Annotated in this window: 11 protein-coding genes; 3 read left to right on the plus strand and 8 right to left on the minus strand. The window is 73.6% G+C overall.

The features are described from left to right. Window positions 1–52: 52 nt before the first annotated feature. Window positions 53–1,243, plus strand: coding sequence for an acyl-CoA dehydrogenase family protein (locus E6U81_RS19170; RefSeq protein WP_136231315.1), 1,191 nt, complete (start codon window positions 53–55; stop codon window positions 1,241–1,243). Further along, window positions 1,240–2,385 (plus strand): acyl-CoA dehydrogenase family protein, encoded by a 1,146-nt coding sequence (locus tag E6U81_RS19175; RefSeq protein WP_136231316.1) that lies wholly within the window; start codon window positions 1,240–1,242, stop codon window positions 2,383–2,385. The genes E6U81_RS19170 and E6U81_RS19175 overlap by 4 nt, the downstream gene beginning before the upstream one ends. A gap of 67 nt (window positions 2,386–2,452) precedes the next feature. Here the strand turns inward: E6U81_RS19175 and E6U81_RS19180 are convergent, their stop codons facing one another. From E6U81_RS19180 to E6U81_RS19205, 6 genes are all read right to left on the minus strand, one after another. Further along, a complete protein-coding gene (locus E6U81_RS19180) occupies window positions 2,453–3,034 on the minus strand; it encodes a GNAT family N-acetyltransferase (protein ID WP_136231317.1) in 582 nt (193 codons plus the stop codon). A 26-nt stretch (window positions 3,035–3,060) separates the two neighbouring features. Continuing rightward, window positions 3,061–4,131, minus strand: coding sequence for a GntG family PLP-dependent aldolase (locus E6U81_RS19185; RefSeq protein WP_136231318.1), 1,071 nt, complete (start codon window positions 4,129–4,131; stop codon window positions 3,061–3,063). Further along, a complete protein-coding gene (locus E6U81_RS19190; protein WP_168714670.1) occupies window positions 4,128–4,817 on the minus strand; it encodes a DUF2461 domain-containing protein in 690 nt (229 codons plus the stop codon). Before E6U81_RS19190 ends, E6U81_RS19185 begins: the two co-directional genes overlap by 4 nt. Then, window positions 4,814–6,214, minus strand: coding sequence for a serine hydroxymethyltransferase (gene glyA / locus E6U81_RS19195; RefSeq protein ID WP_136231320.1), 1,401 nt, complete (start codon window positions 6,212–6,214; stop codon window positions 4,814–4,816). Before glyA ends, E6U81_RS19190 begins: the two co-directional genes overlap by 4 nt. A gap of 54 nt (window positions 6,215–6,268) precedes the next feature. Beyond that, window positions 6,269–9,559 carry a non-ribosomal peptide synthetase gene (locus tag E6U81_RS19200; RefSeq protein WP_136231321.1) on the minus strand — a complete coding sequence of 1,097 codons (3,291 nt, stop codon included), beginning with the start codon at window positions 9,557–9,559 and terminating at the stop codon, window positions 6,269–6,271. A 90-nt stretch (window positions 9,560–9,649) separates the two neighbouring features. Then, the gene (locus E6U81_RS19205; protein ID WP_240803902.1) at window positions 9,650–11,512 is read right to left on the minus strand and encodes a BTAD domain-containing putative transcriptional regulator; all 1,863 of its coding nucleotides are present in this window, start codon (window positions 11,510–11,512) and stop codon (window positions 9,650–9,652) included. A 213-nt stretch (window positions 11,513–11,725) separates the two neighbouring features. Between E6U81_RS19205 and E6U81_RS19210 the strand changes: the two genes are divergently transcribed. Continuing rightward, window positions 11,726–11,932 carry a hypothetical protein gene (locus E6U81_RS19210; protein ID WP_136231323.1) on the plus strand — a complete coding sequence of 69 codons (207 nt, stop codon included), beginning with the start codon at window positions 11,726–11,728 and terminating at the stop codon, window positions 11,930–11,932. A 127-nt stretch (window positions 11,933–12,059) separates the two neighbouring features. On the opposite strand, the gene E6U81_RS19215 is transcribed toward E6U81_RS19210, so the two are convergent. Both E6U81_RS19215 and E6U81_RS19220 read right to left on the minus strand, forming a co-directional pair. Then, window positions 12,060–15,104, minus strand: coding sequence for a BTAD domain-containing putative transcriptional regulator (locus E6U81_RS19215; protein WP_136231324.1), 3,045 nt, complete (start codon window positions 15,102–15,104; stop codon window positions 12,060–12,062). Between the two features lie 140 nt (window positions 15,105–15,244). Then, complete coding sequence (locus E6U81_RS19220) at window positions 15,245–15,715, minus strand: MarR family transcriptional regulator (protein ID WP_136231325.1); 471 nt, start codon at window positions 15,713–15,715, stop codon at window positions 15,245–15,247. Between the last annotated feature and the right edge of the window lie 220 nt (window positions 15,716–15,935).

Genomic DNA, 15,935 nt, shown 5'->3' on the forward strand with positions numbered 1-15,935 from the left:
CCCCCGCTCGATCCCCCACCGGACCCACCCAGACCCGCCTAGGGAGTTGCCCGTGCTCACCACCGAGTTCTACCGCGCGCCCGCGGACTGCGGGCTCGTACGGAGCGGGGCCGACGTGCCCCGCACCCCCATGCGGGCCCTGCGCGAGGACATCCACGACATCCTGGTGTCCGCCCCCGTCGCCGAGGCCCGGCGCACCCGGGACCCCCGGCCCATCCACCGGGCCCTGGGCGAGAGGGGCCTGCTCGCACCCCAGTGGCCCGAGGAGTACGGGGGCCGCGGCGTCAGCCAGGTCGCGGCGGCCGTGCTGGTCGAGGAACTGGCCATGCACGACGTCCCCGACCTGCTGCACACCCTCACCGTGCAGATCGTCGGCTCCACCCTGCTCAACGTCGCGAGCCCGCAGATGAAGGCGCGCCACCTGCCCGGCTTCGCCGCCGGCACCTCCTTCGGCTGCGTCCTCTTCAGCGAACCGCAGGCCGGCTCCGACCTCAACATCCTCTCCACCCGCGCCGTCTGCGACGGCAAGGGCGGCTACAAGCTCTACGGCACCAAGGTCCACTCCCTCTTCGCCCGCTTCGCCGACTACGGCCTGTGCCTGGCCCGCGGCGAGGACGACGCCTTCAGCCTCTTCCTCGTCCCCCTGGCCCAGCCCGGCGTCACCATCCGGCAGATCCCGGGCATCGGCGACGACGCCTTCCACGAGGTCGCCCTCGACGGCGTGTCCGTCACCGCCGACGACGTCGTCGGCACCATCGGCCAGGGCTGGGCGATCGTCGTCAAGACCCTGGCCTTCGAACGCACCGGCCTCGACTACTACGTCAAGGCGCTGCGCTGGTACCGGGCCGCCGTCGAACGGCTGGAGGCCCACACCGACCGGCTGGAGGCCGGCCAGCACGACCAGATCGGCCTGGCCAAGCTCAACGCCCGGCTGCTCGCGGCCGGCACCCTGGTCCGCCGCGTCCTCACCCGCCTCGACCGGGGCGAGCTCAACGAGGACGAGGCCGCCGCCGCGAAGTGGTACACCACGGAACTCGCCGCGGAGGTGGCCTGGTGGGCCGCCGAACTCGACGGCGACACGAGCATGACCCTCGACGACCCGGAGGTCGACGGGGTGGCACACCCACTCGATTCGGCGATGCGTGAAGCCCCGGGGATGCGGATATCCGGCGGCACCGCCGAAATGATGCTGGAGACGCTGGCCCGGCTGCGTCTCGACTCAGGGGCGGAGGTACGGCCGTGACGACCCAGGCGGTCAACGGGAGCGGTACGGACGGGGCGGCCGGCGAGGCGCCCGAGCGGTGGCGGGAGCGGGAGGACGAGGACTCTCTCTTCCGGCAGCTCCGGCTCACCGTCCGACAGGGCCTGGAGGTCGACGGGGACACCCCCGCGGGCGCCTGGGAGGCCCTGACCCAGGTCGGGGCCTGGGAGTTCGCCCTCCCCATCGAGAAGGAGGGCCTCGACCTCGGCCAGGCCGTCCTCGCCATGGTCTGCGAGGAGGCCGGCAACGCCATGCAGCCCGTCCCGCTCGCCGACACCCTCCTCGCGCTCGACGTGCTCTCCGCCCTCGGCCCCCTCGCGCCCGAGGGCACCGACGACCTGCTGGACCGGGTGCGCGCCGGGGAGCTCCAGCTCGCCGTCCCGGGCCGGCTGCCCGACCCGCGCGGCGCCGTACCCCCGGGCATCGCCTGGAAACCGGACGGCGACGGCGCGGGCGTCGTGCTCACCGGCACCGGCGGCCCGTTCGCCGCCGGCATCGGACCGGACGCCCTGCTGGTCCTGGCGAGCGGCCCCGACGGGCCCTGCGTCGCCCTCGTGGACCTGCCCGCGGCGGGTGTCACCGTACGCCCGCTGCGCGACCACGGCGGGGGAGCGGTCGCCGGCGCCGTCTTCGACGAGGCACGGATCCCGGCCGGGTCGGTACTGCTGCGAGGGCTCGCCGCCGAGCAGGCCCTCGCCCGCGTCGGCCTGCGCGCCGCCGTCCACCAGGCGTCCCTGCTGGCCGGCATCACCGCGGCGGCCCTGACCGCGGTCGTCACCCGGATCCGCGGACGCCAGCAGTTCGGCCAGGCCCTGGTCAAGCACCAGGGGCCCCGGCTGCGGGTGGCCGGGCTCCTGGCCCGGCTCGACGCCGTGCGCTGGGCCGTCGGCGACGCGGCCCGCGACCTCGACGCGGGCCGCCTCACCGCGGGGGAGGCCGCCGGGCTGATCGCCCTCACGGCCGAGACCACCCTCGACGTGACACGGGACGCCGTGCACCTGCACGGCGCCTCCGGTCTCGTCCGGGACGGCCTCGTGGCCGGCTGCTACCGGCGCGCGGCCTGGGAGGCCCTGCGCTGCGGACGCCCCGCCCACCTGTGGGACACCGCGGCCCACACCCCCTGACCGGCCGGAACGAGGAAGGGGCCCCCGCACCGCGGGAGCCCCTTCCCCTGTACCGCCGTGCCGGCCGTCAGACCAGGTCGCGGCGCACGATCCAACGGTGCCGCTTGTCGCTCTTGGCCTCGGTGCGCTGGATCCGGCGGAAGCCGGCCCGCTCGAACATGTCCATCGTCCCGACATAGGCGAGGGTCGGGTTCACCCGGCCGCCCTCGGGGTCGACCGGATATCCCTCGACGGCGGGCGCGCCGTTCGCCCGCGCGTGCTCGACGGCCCCCTCCAGCAGACCCGAGGCGACCCCCTTGCCGCGGAACTCCTTGCGCACGACGAAACAGGTCACCGACCACACGGGCAGGTCGTCCACCGGCGTGATCGTCTTCGAGGAGGTGAGCCGGTCGAGCTGGCGGCGCGGCGCCACGTTGCACCAGCCGGCCACCTCTCCGTCCAGGAACCCGAGGACCCCGGGAGGCGGGTCCGCCTTCTCCGTGAGGGTGCGCAGGTGCTCGCCCCGCTCCTCCGCGGTCATCCGCCCGTAGTCGCCTGTGGTCAGCCGCCACGCCATGCACCAGCACGTGTGCGCGCTCTTCTTCGGCTGGAGCACCTGGCGGACGTCGTCCCACAGATCCGCCGTGGCGGGCCGGACTTCTAAACTCATGCTGCTACTTCGCTCTCTTCCGCTTCTTACGAGCGTCCCGCGGGCACGGTCTTCCGCACCCCGGCGACGACATCGGTCATCACGGCGGTCAGCACCTCGAGGGCACGCCGACACGCCTTGTCTCCTACGTCCAGATGGGTGACCAGCCGGACGGTGTCCGGGTCCGGCGCGGTCACCAGTACTCCTTCCTGCGCGGCCCGTGCGACGACCTCGCCGGCACCCGGCACCGCGACGAGGACGATGTTGGTCTCGGGCGGGCGCACGGCGAAACCCGCGTCCCGCAGCCCCGCCGCCAGCAGCCCGGCGTGGTCGTGGTCCTCGGAGATCCGCTCCACGTGGTGGTCCAGGGCGTACAGCCCCGCAGCCGCCAGGATGCCCGACTGCCGCATGCCGCCGCCCAGCCCGTGCCGCAACTTCCTCGCCCGGGGCAGGTGTTCGGACCGGAGCAGGAGCACCGAACCGACCGGTGCGCCCAGCCCCTTCGACAGGCACACGGACAGCGAATCGGCCGTCTCCCCGTACTGCGCCGCCGAGGTCCCGGTGGCGGCCATGGCGTTCCAGATGCGGGCGCCGTCCATGTGGACCGCCACCCCCGCGCCGGCCGTCAGCTCGCGCACCCCCCGCAGCGTGTCCAGCGGGTGGACCGTACCGCCGGCCCGGGTGTGGGTCTGTTCCACCTCCACCGCCCGCGTGCCCAGCGTGTACGCGTTCCCCTGCCGGACCGCGCCGGCCAGCAGGGCCGCGGTGACCACCCCGCGCTCCGCCGCCACCGTACGCGTCTGGATCCCGCCGTAGCGGGCCGGGGAGGCCTCCTCGTGGGCCAGGACGTGCGCCTCCGCGTCGCACACCAGCTCCTCGCCGGGAGCGAGGAGGAGCTGCAGCGCGATCTGGTTGGCCATCACGCCCGACGGCGTGAACAGGGCCGCCGGGAAACCGAAGAGCCCGGCCAGGCGCTCCTCCAGGGCGCGGACGGTGGGGTCCTCCCCGAAGAGGTCGTCGCCGACCTCCGCGCCGGCCATCGCGGCCCGCATCCCGGGGCCCGGCCGGGTCACCGTGTCGCTGCGCAGATCGGCGATGCCGGAAGCGTCGATGCTCATGACGGATCGTCAACTCCTCGTTCGCGGGGCTTCGGGGTCAGTTCGCGCGCCGCCATCCACTCCAGCAGCGGCCGTACCAGCAGCCAGGTCTCCCGAACGAAGTCCCCGGCGCGTGCCGTGTGCAGGCCCGCGGCCGGACCCTGGCGGCGACCCGCGTCGATCTTGCGGTGGCGCAGCAGGTCCAGGCGCGGGTGGTCCGCGGGCACTCCCCGCGGCCGGGACTTGAGCCGGTCCCCGCCGAGGACGAAGCCCTGCTCCGCCAGCCGGCCGGTGATCGCCGCCAACTCCGTGCCGCCGTCCTCCTCCTCGACGACGGCACGGTAGCGGGCGACCTCGGCCCCGGCGTACGGGTACCAGCGGCCGGAGGCGTACAGCCCGTCCCGGTCCAGGTGCACCCACAGGCCCAGGCAGGGCAGCAGGTCCAGATAGGCGCCCTGGTAGGTCTTGTACGGGGACTTGTCGTGGGACATCCGGGTGTCCCGGACCGGGCCGAGCACCTGCACTCCGCCCGGCCCGGCCCACTCCTCGAAGAACGTGCCCAGTTCAGCGGCCAGCTCGTCCATCGGCGCACGTACGTCACGCTCGTACCGCTCGCGGTGGCGCAACCGCCACGCCTCCTTGCTGTTGTCGGCCGCGAGGTCCTCGTACAGGCGCAGTGCCGAGGGCGGGAAGCCGCTGAAGGTCACGGAAGGTACCCCGGCAGGGGGTGGGCGGCGCACAGCTCGGAGACCCGGGTGCGGACCCGGTCCCGCAGCGCGTCCGGCAGGACGCCGCCGGGTGCGGCGAGCGCCGTCAGGACGTCCGCGACCAGGTCGGCGCACTCGGCGGCCACCGTCCGGTCCATCCCGCGCGCGGCCAGCGTGTTGGTGCCCAGCCGCAAGCCCCCCGTCACCCGGACGGGTGTGGTGTCCCCGGGAACCCGGTTGCGGTTGACGACGATCCCGCAGGACTCCAGGGCCTCCTCGGCCACGTCCCCGGTGACACCGCAGCCGCGCAGGTCGAGCAGCACCATGTGGGTGTCCGTACCGCCGGTGACCAGCCGGAATCCCCGGTCCAGGAGCCGCTCGGCGATCGCCTGCGCGCCGTCGGCCAGCCGCTTGGCGACCTCCGCGAAGTCCGGGCTCGCCACGAAGTCCAGCGCGCGCGCCTTCGCCGCCACGGACGCCAGGTCGGGGGTGCCCTGGGTGAAGGGGAACACCGCCCGCCGCAGGGTCGCGGCCAGGGTGCCGCGCTCCGGCCCGGCCCTGCGGGCCTCGCGGCCCAGCAGGATCAGCCCGCCGCGCGGACCGTAGAGCTGCTTGTAGGTGCTGGTCGTGGTCACGTGGGCGTGGTCGACGGGGCTCTGGTGGAGGCCGGCCGCGACCAGTCCCGCGATGTGCGAGATGTCGGCCAGGAGATAGGCGTTGGCCTCGTCCGCGATCTCCCGGAAGCGGGCGAAGTCGATGCTGCGGGGGTACGCGCTCGCCCCGCACACGATGAGCTTCGGCCGGTGCTCCAGGGCCAGTTCGCGGATCTGGTCGTAGTCGAGCAGCCCCTCCGGCGTCACCCGGTAGCCGTGGGCGCGGTAGTAGCGGCCCGTCACCGACGCGGGGGAGCCGTGGGTGAGGTGGCCGCCGCAGTCCAGGTCGAGACCCAGCAGGGAGTCGCCCGGGCTCAGCAGCGCGGTGATCACGGCGAGGTTCGCGGACGACCCCGAGTGCGGCTGCACGATCGCGTCCTGCGCCCCGAAGGCCGCGCACGCCCGCTCGATCGCGAGGCGCTCGATCTCGTCGGCGACGCCGCAGCCCGCGTGGTAGCGGTTGCCGGGAAAGCCCTCGGCGGTCAGGTTCCCGAGCGAGCTGCCCTCGCAGGCCAGCACGGACGGGTCCGCGACGCTGGACGCCGCGACCATCATCAGGGTGTCGCGCTGGCGCGCCGACTCCCGGGCCAGCAGGTCGTACAGGACGGAATCGCGTTCTCTCAGCCGGGTGTTGGCGTGCGCGGCGAAATCGACCAGGTCGGGCGCGGGCGCCTGTGGTGCGGTGCCCCGGAGCCCGTCCTCGTCCAGCGGATCGGTGACGGGCGCGGGCAGGGTGAGGCTCATGACTGTCCCCTCTCGGAATCGTCCGTGATGGCCGTGCTGAACCGGCTCGTGTCCTCAGCCGGCCGCATCGGCGGTGTCCGTCTCGTCGGCCTCCAGCTCGCCGAAGGCCTCGGCGGCCCGGACCGCCTCCGCGCCGTGCTGCTCGTCCGCGGCGATCTTCGCGGCGAGCTCGGAGACCACCGGGTTCTGGAACACGGTCTTGACCGGCACCGGCACCCCGAGCAGCTCCTTGAGCAGCCCTGCGAGCCGGGTCCCGCTGAGCGAATCGCCGCCCAGGGTGAAGAAGTTGTCGCCGGGCGCCACCCCGTCCAGGCCGAGGATGTCGGCGACCGCCGCGCACAGCACGAGCTCCAGCGCGCTGCCCGTCCCGTCCCCGCCGTCCCGTACGGCCGCGTCGTCGGCGGACTGCCGGCTCCCGGCGGAGGAGGTCAGCAGCAGCCGGTCGACCTTGCCGTTGCGGGTCAGCGGCAGCTCGTCCAGCGCGGTCAGCGCGGCGGGCACCATGTAGCCGGGAAGCTGCGCGGCCAGCCGCCCCAGCACCCGGTCGGCCGCACCGGCGTCGGAGCCCTCACCGGCCACCACGAAGGCATGCAGCCGCCGCACCCCGTGGGCGCTGGCGGGGGCCACCACCACGGCCGCCTCGACCTCGTCGTCCTGGCGCAGCACGGCCTCGATCTCGCCCAGTTCGATCCGGTGGCCCTGGATCTTCACCTGGAAGTCGTCCCGGCCCAGGATCTCGATGCTGCCGTCCGGCAGGTACCGGCCCAGGTCGCCGGTCAGGTAGGCGCGCTCGCCGGTCTCCGGGAGGCGTACGAAGCGGCTCTCGGTGCGCCCGGGGTCGTTCCAGTAGCCGAGCGCGAGGCCGACGTCGCTGGCCACGGCCATCTCGCCGACGACTCCGAGGGGGCGCTCGTAGGCCGCTGCGTCGACGATGTAGTAGCGCTGGTTGGTGATCGGCTTGCCGTACGGGATGCTCGTCCAGGCCGGGTCGACCTCGCCGATCGGCTGGAACAGCGACCAGCAGATCGTCTCGGTGGGACCGCCCGAGCCGACCACCTGGATCTTCGGGCTCTGGGCCCGCAGCCGGTCCGGCAGGGTCAGCGGGATCCAGTCGCCGGAGAGCACCGACAGCCGCAGCGACTCCAGCGGCCGGCCGCCGCCGCGCCGCTCGCGCACCTCGGCCTCACCGACGAGCAGCTCCATCAGGACCGGCACGGAGTTCCACAGGGTGACCCGCTCCGCCTGCACCAGATCGGCCCAGACATCGGGCTCGGCGTGCTCGAACGGCGGCGGCACCACGACGGTCCCGCCCTGCGTGAGCACTCCGAAGACGTCGTAGATCGAGGCGTCGAAGTGCAGCCCCGAGATGGCCAGCAGCCGGTCCCGCGCACCGACCTCGAAGCGTGCCGCGACGTCGCGGATCAGGTTGACCACACCGATGTGGTCGACCATCACGCCCTTCGGCTCGCCCGTGGAGCCCGAGGTGAAGATCGTGTACGCGAGGTCCGCGGGGGTCTGCGCGATGTCGGGCCGGGTGGCGTTGCCGGTCTCGAAGTCCTTGTCCACCCGGTAGCGGCGGGCCGTGGGCGGCCAGCTGACCCGGGACTCCAGTGAGGACTGCGTGAGGATCCGGTCGACCTTGGCCTCGGCCAGCAGCCGGCGCAGCCGCTCCGGCGGCACGGACGCGTCCAGCGGCAGATAGGCCGCGCCGGAGGCCAGGACCCCGTACACCGCGGCGTACTGCTCCCAGCCCTTCTCCATCACGACGGCGACCAGCTCGCCCGGGGCCGCCCCGTGCTCGCGCAGCGTGTGCCCGATCCGCCAGGCGTACGCGGCCAGTTCGGCATAGCTGAGCCGCCGCCCGGAGGCGTCCACCACGGCCTCGGCGTCGGGCGTGAGCTCGGCCTGCCGCGCGAACAGCTCGTGCAGGGTGGTGTACGGGATCTGCCCGGCGGTGTCGTTGACCTGCCGGCGCAGCTCCCGCTCGGCCGGCGGGACCAGGTCGAAGCGGTCGGTGTGCAGGCTGTCCGGGTCGTCGGTGAGCCGCTCCAGGAGGTCCACGTACACGCCGAAGGCGGCATCGACGAAACCGGGCGCGAACGCCCCGTCGACGAAGTCCCAGATGACGCGGAGCTCGCCGGCCAGCTCGCGCAGCTGCACGTCGAGCGTCACCTGCGGGGTCTGCGAGATCGAGTACACCTCCCGGCCCAGGTCCGTGACGGGCCGGCGCACGGGGTAGTCGAGCAGGCTGGTCACGACCACGGGCATCCCGGCCGTCGCGCCCACACCGTGCAGGCGCGTCAGCTCGCGCAGGACGCGCACGCCGTTGAAGGAGCCGTGCTCCACGTCGCGGGCGAGCTGGTCGCGCAGGGCGTGCGCACGGTCGAGGAAGGTCGCGCCCGAGCCGTCGGCGGCGAGCATCACCGCGTTGGTGAAGTCACCGAGCACACCGGTGATGTCCGGGTGCACCGCAGGGCGCTGGAAGACCGGGTAGTTGATCGTGAAGTCGGACTCCTCCGCCCAGGCCCGGACCACCTCGGCGAAGGCCGCGGTGAGCAGCACCGACGGGGTCAGGCCCGCCCCGTGCGCCCGCTGCGAGAACCGCTGCCAGTCGGCGGGGGAGAGGCGGTGCTCGCGCCGGTCGAAGCGGACCTCGCCGGCGTCCCCGCCGGAGCCGCCCGTGGGCAGCGACGGGGCCGGCGGCAGCGTGGGCACGCGCTGCACCCAGTAGTCGCGGGCGGCGCGGAAGGCCTCGGTGTGCGGCAGGGCCTCGGCGCGCCAGCGGGCGTACTCGGCGAAGCCGATGCCGGGTTCCGGCAGCTCCGCGTCCGGGTTCTCGTACAGGTCGACCAGCTCGGGGAAGAGCACCTGGAAGGCACTGGAGGCGTCCAGCACCTGCAGGTCGATCCCCAGGTGGACCCGGCCGAGGTCCTCCGGACCGCCCAGCCGGATGATCCGCAGGTCGAACAGCGGCCAGCTGCCCACCGGGAAGACCACGTGGCTCATCTCCTCGCGCAGTGCGGCGAGGTGCTCCCGGGCGGCGTCGGCGGACAGGCCGGTCAGGTCCACGACCGGTATGTCGAAGGGCAGCGGGTCGGACGGCACCCACTGGGTGCCGTCGGTGCTGCCGATCGCGCGGAGCATGTCGTGACGGGCGACCACCTTGCGCCAGGCGGCGGCGAACCGCTCCGGGTCGAGGTCCGCGCGCTCCCACTCGAAGTATCCGTAGCAGCCGATGCCGCCCATCTCGACGGCTTCGCCTCGCCCGATCATCAGTGCCTGCTGCGTCTCGGTCATCGGGAAGGACGCGGCACTGTCCGCGCGAGCGGGCAGGAGCTCGGTCATGGTCCAACTCCATTCGGTGTTACGGGCCGTTGGCTTGTGCGTGCACGGGTGGATACGGGCCGGGACGCCCTGCTGCGGGGCAGGGCGAGGCTAGGGGCGGTGAGTTAGCCGCCGGTTATGCTCCGCGCGGCCGGCCGGGCCGCCGGGCACCGGTGCCCGCCCCTCCTCCAGGGAGAGTGCGAAGAGCCGAACGAGCGGGTGGAACAGGTAGCAGGGCTGGCCCCACTCGTCCGCGCCGCTGACCTCCAGCAGCGCCGCGTCGGCGAGCGCCTCCAGCAGCCGTTCTGCCTCGGCCTCCGGCAGGTCCAGCGCCGTCGCCGCCTCGGCGGCCGGGAACGGCTGCGCCCCCAGGGCGGCCAGCGCCGGGAACACTGCCCGCACCTCGGGCTCCAGCGCACGCCAGGACGGCAGCAGGGAGGTGTGCACGTCCAGGTCGCCCGAGTGCAGCTCCCGCAGCCGGGTGAGGGGATCGGCCAGCCTGCGGGCCAGCCGGTCCGGGGTGCAGTGCGGCCGGGCCGCGATCCGGGTGCCGACGATCCGCAGCGCCAGCGGCAGGCCGGCGCAGTGCTCGACGATCGCGGACGCGGCGCAGGGCGCGGACGCCACCCTGGCCGGGCCGGCCGCCGCGGCCAGCAGCTCCAGCGAGTCCCGCGGCTCCAGGGGCGCGAGGGCCACGGTGTGCGCGCCGGCCACGGTGGGCAGGGCCGTACGCCCGGTCACCAGCACTGCCGGCTCCGGGGTGTTGGGCAGCAGCGGCCCCAACTGGGCCGCCCCCGAGGCGTTGTCCAGCACGATGAGCAGCTGCCTGCCCCGGGTCCGCTCGCGGTAGAGGCGCACCAGCTGGTCCTGGTCGTCGGCGGCGGGTACGTCGTCCATCGGGCCCAGCGCCCGCAGCAGACGCCGCAGCACCCGGGCCGGGTGCCGCGGGGTGCCGTCCGCGGCGCGCAGGTCGGCGTACAACTGCCCGTCGGGGAAGTGCCGCTGGCAGCGGTGGGCCGCGTGCACGGCCAGGGCGGTCTTGCCCAGCCCCGCCATCCCGGTGACCAGGACCCGGCGCGGCCGCCCGCCGCCCTGCCCGTCGGGGGTCAGGGCGCGGCACACCAGGTCCAGTTCGGGACCCCGGCCCGTGAAGTCGACGGTGTCCGGGGGCAGCATCGCCGGAGCCGCGGCCGACGGCCCGGCGGGCCGCGGCCGGGCGCCCGCGCGTACGGCGGGGGCGGCACCCGGCCACCGGTCGAGCGTGCCGTCGAGCAGCGCCCGGTAGGTGGCCTGGAGCTCCTCGCCCGGATTGACCCCGAGCTCGTCCGCGAGCACCGCCCGGCCGTGGTGGTAGAGGTGGATGGCGTCCGCCTGCCGACCGGACCGGCACAGGGCGGTCATCAGCTGGCACCGGATGCGCTCGCGCAACGGGAACTCGGCGACGAGCCCGGTGAGCTCACCGGTGATCTGCTCGTGCCGGCCGAGGGCGAGGTCCGCGGCGATGCGGTGCTCCAGGGTCACGGCCCGCGCCTCCGTCAGCCGCGGGGCCTCGGCGTCGGCGAGGTATTCCGTGGCGTTCGCGAACGGCTGCCCGTTCCAGCGGGCCAGGGCGTCGCGCAGCAGCTCACCGGCGCGTTCGTAGTCCTCTTTGATCAATGCCTCGCGGCCGCCGCGCGCCAGCTTCTCGAATTCGTTCAGGTCCACGATCGCATTACCGATGCTCATGGCATATCCCGGCGGTCTGCGATCGATCACCACGTCGTCGCCGAGAATCTTGCGCAGGCGCGAAATATAGGTGTAGAGCTGTGCGCTGACGGTGGCCGGAGGCGCCCAGCCCCACAGCAGCCGGCACAGCCGCTCGTCCGACACGACCTCTTCGCGGGCCAGGAGGAGCGCCGCGAGCACGGTGTGCAGCTTCGCCCCGGAGAACGCGACCCGGTGGCCGTCCCGCCGTACCTCTACTGGCCCGAGCACTCGGAATTCCATGTACCGCCCCATCCGTGATTCCTGAGAAGAATCTTCGAACGAAGCTAGAGGAGGGCGTTGTCCCCTCGATATCGTGTCGATTTCGCGGGGGGCTCGGGTCATGAAATCGATGGAACACGGAAGAGAAAGGAGCCGTCCCTACTGTTCCATTCGTGCCGCAGCGAGCGGCGCAGAGATGATCCACCGAGAGGGGAATCCGAGATGCGCAGCACCCGGACGGCGAAGACGACGGCCGCTTGCCTGGTCGTTCTTGCGGGGATGTTCGTGGGCAACGGGGTCGCCTCGGCCGGCACGGCGCAGGCCGGCACCAGCGTCCAGGCGGACGACATGCCCTGGGGAGTCGTCAAGCCGCTGCACCCCTCCTACCCGGGATCCGCCGGCACGAACGGCGACATGCCCTGGGGCTGACCGCCTCGCGGCCCCCTGCACCGGGCCGCCCCGCACCACCGCACGAGCCGTGAAACCGCACCCCAGTGCATCCGCACCGTACGTCCGCGCATTCCGCCGCCGCGGCCCGATCCCTGCCGGACGGGCGTCAGTCCGCCGGATGCGCCAGCAGGGCCGTCAGTTCCTCCGGAGTGAAGGAACGATGCGGCAGCCCTCCGGGCCCCCCACCGCCCGGCTCTCCCCCCGCATCCTGCACGGCCGTCAGCAGCCGGCCCGCCTGCGCCCGCCAGGGCTGCGCGCCGACCTCGCCGAAGCCGGCACAGGCCCGCCGGAACCTCTCCGCCGCCTCCGCGCAGCGGCCCCCGAGCGCGTCCACGCACCCGAGGTCCGTCTCCACCCGGGCGTACAGGAACCGGTCCGCCAGCTCATCAGTGATCTCCAGGGCCTGCTGCAGCGTGTCCCCCGCCGCCTGCAGCAGGCCCTGGCTCCACTGCGTCTGGCCGAGGCCCCGCAGCGCGTGCGCCTCGCCGACCCGGTCGCCCTCGCCCCGGGTCAGCCGCAGCACGGCGCCGAACGCCTCGGCGGCCTCCCCGAGATCGCCCGCCCGCAGCCGTACCTCGGCCAGCCGGTACACGCTCTGCGCCTCGGCCCGTACCGATCCGGTACGCCGGCTGAGCGCCACCGCCCGCTCCGCGAGCGGCAGCGCACCGGCCACGTTGCCCCGGTCCAGCTCGATCTGCGCCTGGAAACCCAGCAGATGGGCCTCGTTCCCGATGTCCCCGGAGTCGTGGAAACCGCTGAGCGCCGCCTCGCAGTACTCCAGCGCCCGCTCCCAGTCGCCCTGGAAGCGCGCGCACATCGCCAGGTTCCGCTGCGCGAGCGCCGCCCCGCCCAGGTCGCCGGTGGTGCGCAGCAGCCGCAGCGCGGCCATGTTCCAGCCCTCGGCCTGCTCGTAGCGCCGCTGGTAGATCGCCAGCGACCCCAGCAGCCGCAGCATCGTCGCCTCGCCGGGCTCGTCGCCGGCCCGCCGGGCCGAGGCGAGGGCCTGCTCGGCGCTGCGCTGCCAGTCCTCCAGGTAGTTCTTCGTCTCGAAGTGCGGCACCGCGCTCTCGGTCAGCATCCAGGCGTATCCGGCCCGGCCCGTCTCCGCCGCCTGGGCCACCACGTCGGTCACCGCGGTGCGCTCCGACTCGAACCAGTCCATCGGCGAGCCCAGCAGCTCGTCGGCGAGCTCGCCGAGGAAGCCGGGGGCGGGCGCCGCCGGACGGCCCACCGGGAACTCTCGTCCGTCGATCCGCCGGTGTGCCTCCTCGGCCAGCCACAGCCAGGCGCCGAAGGCCCGCTCCAGCGCCGCGTCCGTCTCCTCCTCCGGCTCGTCCGATTCCGCCCGCTCCCGGGCGAACAGGCGCAGCAGGTCCTGGAACCGGTAGCGGGCCGCCCGGCCCGGAGCCGCCTCCGCCACCTCCAGCAGCTGGGCGTCGACCAGGTGGTCGATCAGCTCCTCCGCGTGCCACACGCTGGTGTCCAATACGGCCGCCCCCGCCCAGGCGGCGAAGTCCGCCGTGCGCAGCAGCCCGAGGCGCCGGTACATCCGGGCCGCCTCCGGCGGCAGGTCGCGGTAGGTGAGCCGGAAGCCCGCCCGCACCCCGCCCTCGCCCGGGCTCAGCACGTCGAGGCGGGAGCGGTGGTCGCGCAGCCGCTCCACGAGACTGCGCACGCTCAGGTTGGGCTTGGCCGCCAGCCGTGCCCCGGCGATCCGCAGCGCCAGCGGCAGGCAGTCGCACAGCGCGCCGAGCTGCTCCACCGCCACCGGGTCGCTGCCGAACCGGTCCGCCCCGGCCAGTTTGATCAGCAGGGCCGTCGCCTCGGTCGGCTCCAGCATCCGCAGCCGGAGGCTGAGCGCCGTGTAGTCGCCGGTCAGGTCGCCCAGGTTCTCCCGGCTGGTGGCCAGCACCACGCTGCGCCCGCCGCCGGGCAGAAGGGGTCTGAGCTGGTGGAAGGAACGTACGTTGTCCAGGACGATCAGCGTCTTGCGGGTGCTGAGCAGGCTCCGGAACAGCGAGGCCCGCTCGTCGGGGTCGGCCGGCACCTGGGGTGCGGCGATCCCGAGGGCGCGCAGGAAGCGGTCGAGCACGGCGGCGGGGGACACCGGCGCCTGCTCCTCGTCGTAGCCCCGCAGATCGGCGAAGAGCTGGCCGTCGGGGAACTGGTCGGCGACCTGGCTCGCCCAGTGCACCGCCAGTGCCGTCTTGCCGACCCCGCCCACGCCCACGATCGTCGCCAGTGCGGGGGTGTGGGGGTTGTACGGTTCCTTCAGCAGCCGGTCCAGCGAGGCCATCTCGCGCTGCCGCCCGGTGAACGCCATGACCCCCGCGGGGAGTTGGGCCGGGATCGTGTGCAAGGCGGCCGGCGCGGGGGCGACCACGGCCGGGGGCCGGGTCAGTTCCGGCGAGTCCCGCAGGATCAGGTCGTGCAACTGCCGCAGCCCCGGACCGGGTTCGATCCCGAGCTGCTCGGTCAGTAACCGCCGGCCGTGCAGGAACACGTCGAGGGCCTCGGCCCGCTGGCCCGACCGGTACAGCGCCAGCATGAGGTGCTCGCGGCACTGCTCGCGCAGCGGGTGCCGTGCCACCAGCTCGGTGAGCTCGCCGGTCAGCGCGCGGTGGCGGCCCAGCTGGAGCATCAGCCCCGCGCGCTCCTCGATGAGCGTGAGCCGCATCTGCTCCAGCCGCGTCGCCTCGGCCTCCAGCCGGGAACCGGGCGTCTCCTCGAGCGCCGCGCCCCGCCAGATGCTCAGCGCCTCCTCGAACAGCGTGCAGGCTTCCTCGGTGCGGCCGTGCCGGGCGGCGTCCCGGCCCTGGTCGGCCCGCTCCAGGAACTCCTGGACGTCGACGCGGTGCTCACCCTTGGCCAGCAGGTAGCCCGGGGGAGAGGTGATCAGCAGATCGGTCACCCCGGCCTGCTTGAAGGTCTTGCGCAGGGTGGCCACGCAGATCGCGATCTGGTTCCGTGCCGTCGCGGGAGGCGAATCCGGCCAGACGGCGTCCACCAGGGTGTCCACCGAGACGACGCGGTCGGCATAGAGCACCAGCATCGCGAGGACCGTCGCCTGGCGCCGGCCGTTGATGCGCAAGGGGCCGTCCTCGGCCTGGACGAGCAGTGGCCCCAGCAGTCTGAAGACAAACCGATTCAACAGGTCCCCCGCCTTTGAAACCCCGCGTCAGGCGCGAACGGTACCGCAAAGACGATTCCTCGGTGCAGTCAACCTTTGGGAAAAAGAGCGGCTGTTTCAGGCCAGCTTGTCCGTATAGCGGTAGGGGATCGACAGGGCCCTCACGGAGAGTCGCCGGTGCCGACCGAGGACAGCGCGCCCGACAGCCCCCGAAGCATCTCGGCCGTTCGGTGCACCTCCGCCTCGCCCCCCAGGCTCTCGCACAGGTGCCGGGCCAGTCCGGCCAGACAGGAGTCGATCTCCCGCTTCACCGCCGCGCCCCGCTCCGTGGCGGAGAGCAGTTTCGCCCGCCGGTGCGCCGGATTGTCCAGGTAGAGCGCGAGCCCCTGCGACACGAGCAGGTCCGCTATGCGCTGCACGCTCTGCCGGGTGGTCCCCACGCGCCGGGCCACCTCGGAGACGGACAGGGACTCGCCCGTCACCGTGCTGAGGATCTGCCAGCGCGCCGCGCTGAGCCCGAACGACAGCGCCAGCCGGTCGACGGCCGCGGTGAACCGCCCGTTCAGCCGGAAGACCGCCACGGCGGCCCGGCTGAACGCCTCGGCCTCACCGGACTCCGCTGTACGGGTCAACGCCGGTCCCCTTCCGTACGTCTTCCGGGTCGCTGCACGATAACAGCGCGTGGTCGCACGGACGAGAGCCGTGCACGCCCGGGGAGGAGGCGTCGGCCGCGACTGGTCCGTTGGCAGCCCCGTGGCCGACAGAACCCATGGCTAACCATGCCAATGGCCCTGCACATCGCGCACGAGTTGAGCCAGTGGGCCTTCAGGTGCTTATCTGTGTCCTATCCAT

The sequence above is a fragment of the Streptomyces sp. A0592 genome, from assembly GCF_004795115.1.
GTDB lineage: Bacteria > Actinomycetota > Actinomycetes > Streptomycetales > Streptomycetaceae > Streptomyces > Streptomyces erythrochromogenes.

What these genes read in the sequence shown, in the direction of transcription:
- E6U81_RS19180 (WP_136231317.1), bottom strand. Translation starts at nt 3,034, where the DNA reads ATGAGTTTAGAAGTCCGGCCCGCCACGGCGGATCTGTGGGACGACGTC.
- E6U81_RS19185 (WP_136231318.1), bottom strand. Translation starts at nt 4,131, where the DNA reads ATGAGCATCGACGCTTCCGGCATCGCCGATCTGCGCAGCGACACGGTG.
- glyA (WP_136231320.1), bottom strand. Translation starts at nt 6,214, where the DNA reads ATGAGCCTCACCCTGCCCGCGCCCGTCACCGATCCGCTGGACGAGGAC.
- E6U81_RS19200 (WP_136231321.1), bottom strand. Translation starts at nt 9,559, where the DNA reads ATGACCGAGCTCCTGCCCGCTCGCGCGGACAGTGCCGCGTCCTTCCCG.
- E6U81_RS19210 (WP_136231323.1), top strand. Translation starts at nt 11,726, where the DNA reads ATGCGCAGCACCCGGACGGCGAAGACGACGGCCGCTTGCCTGGTCGTT.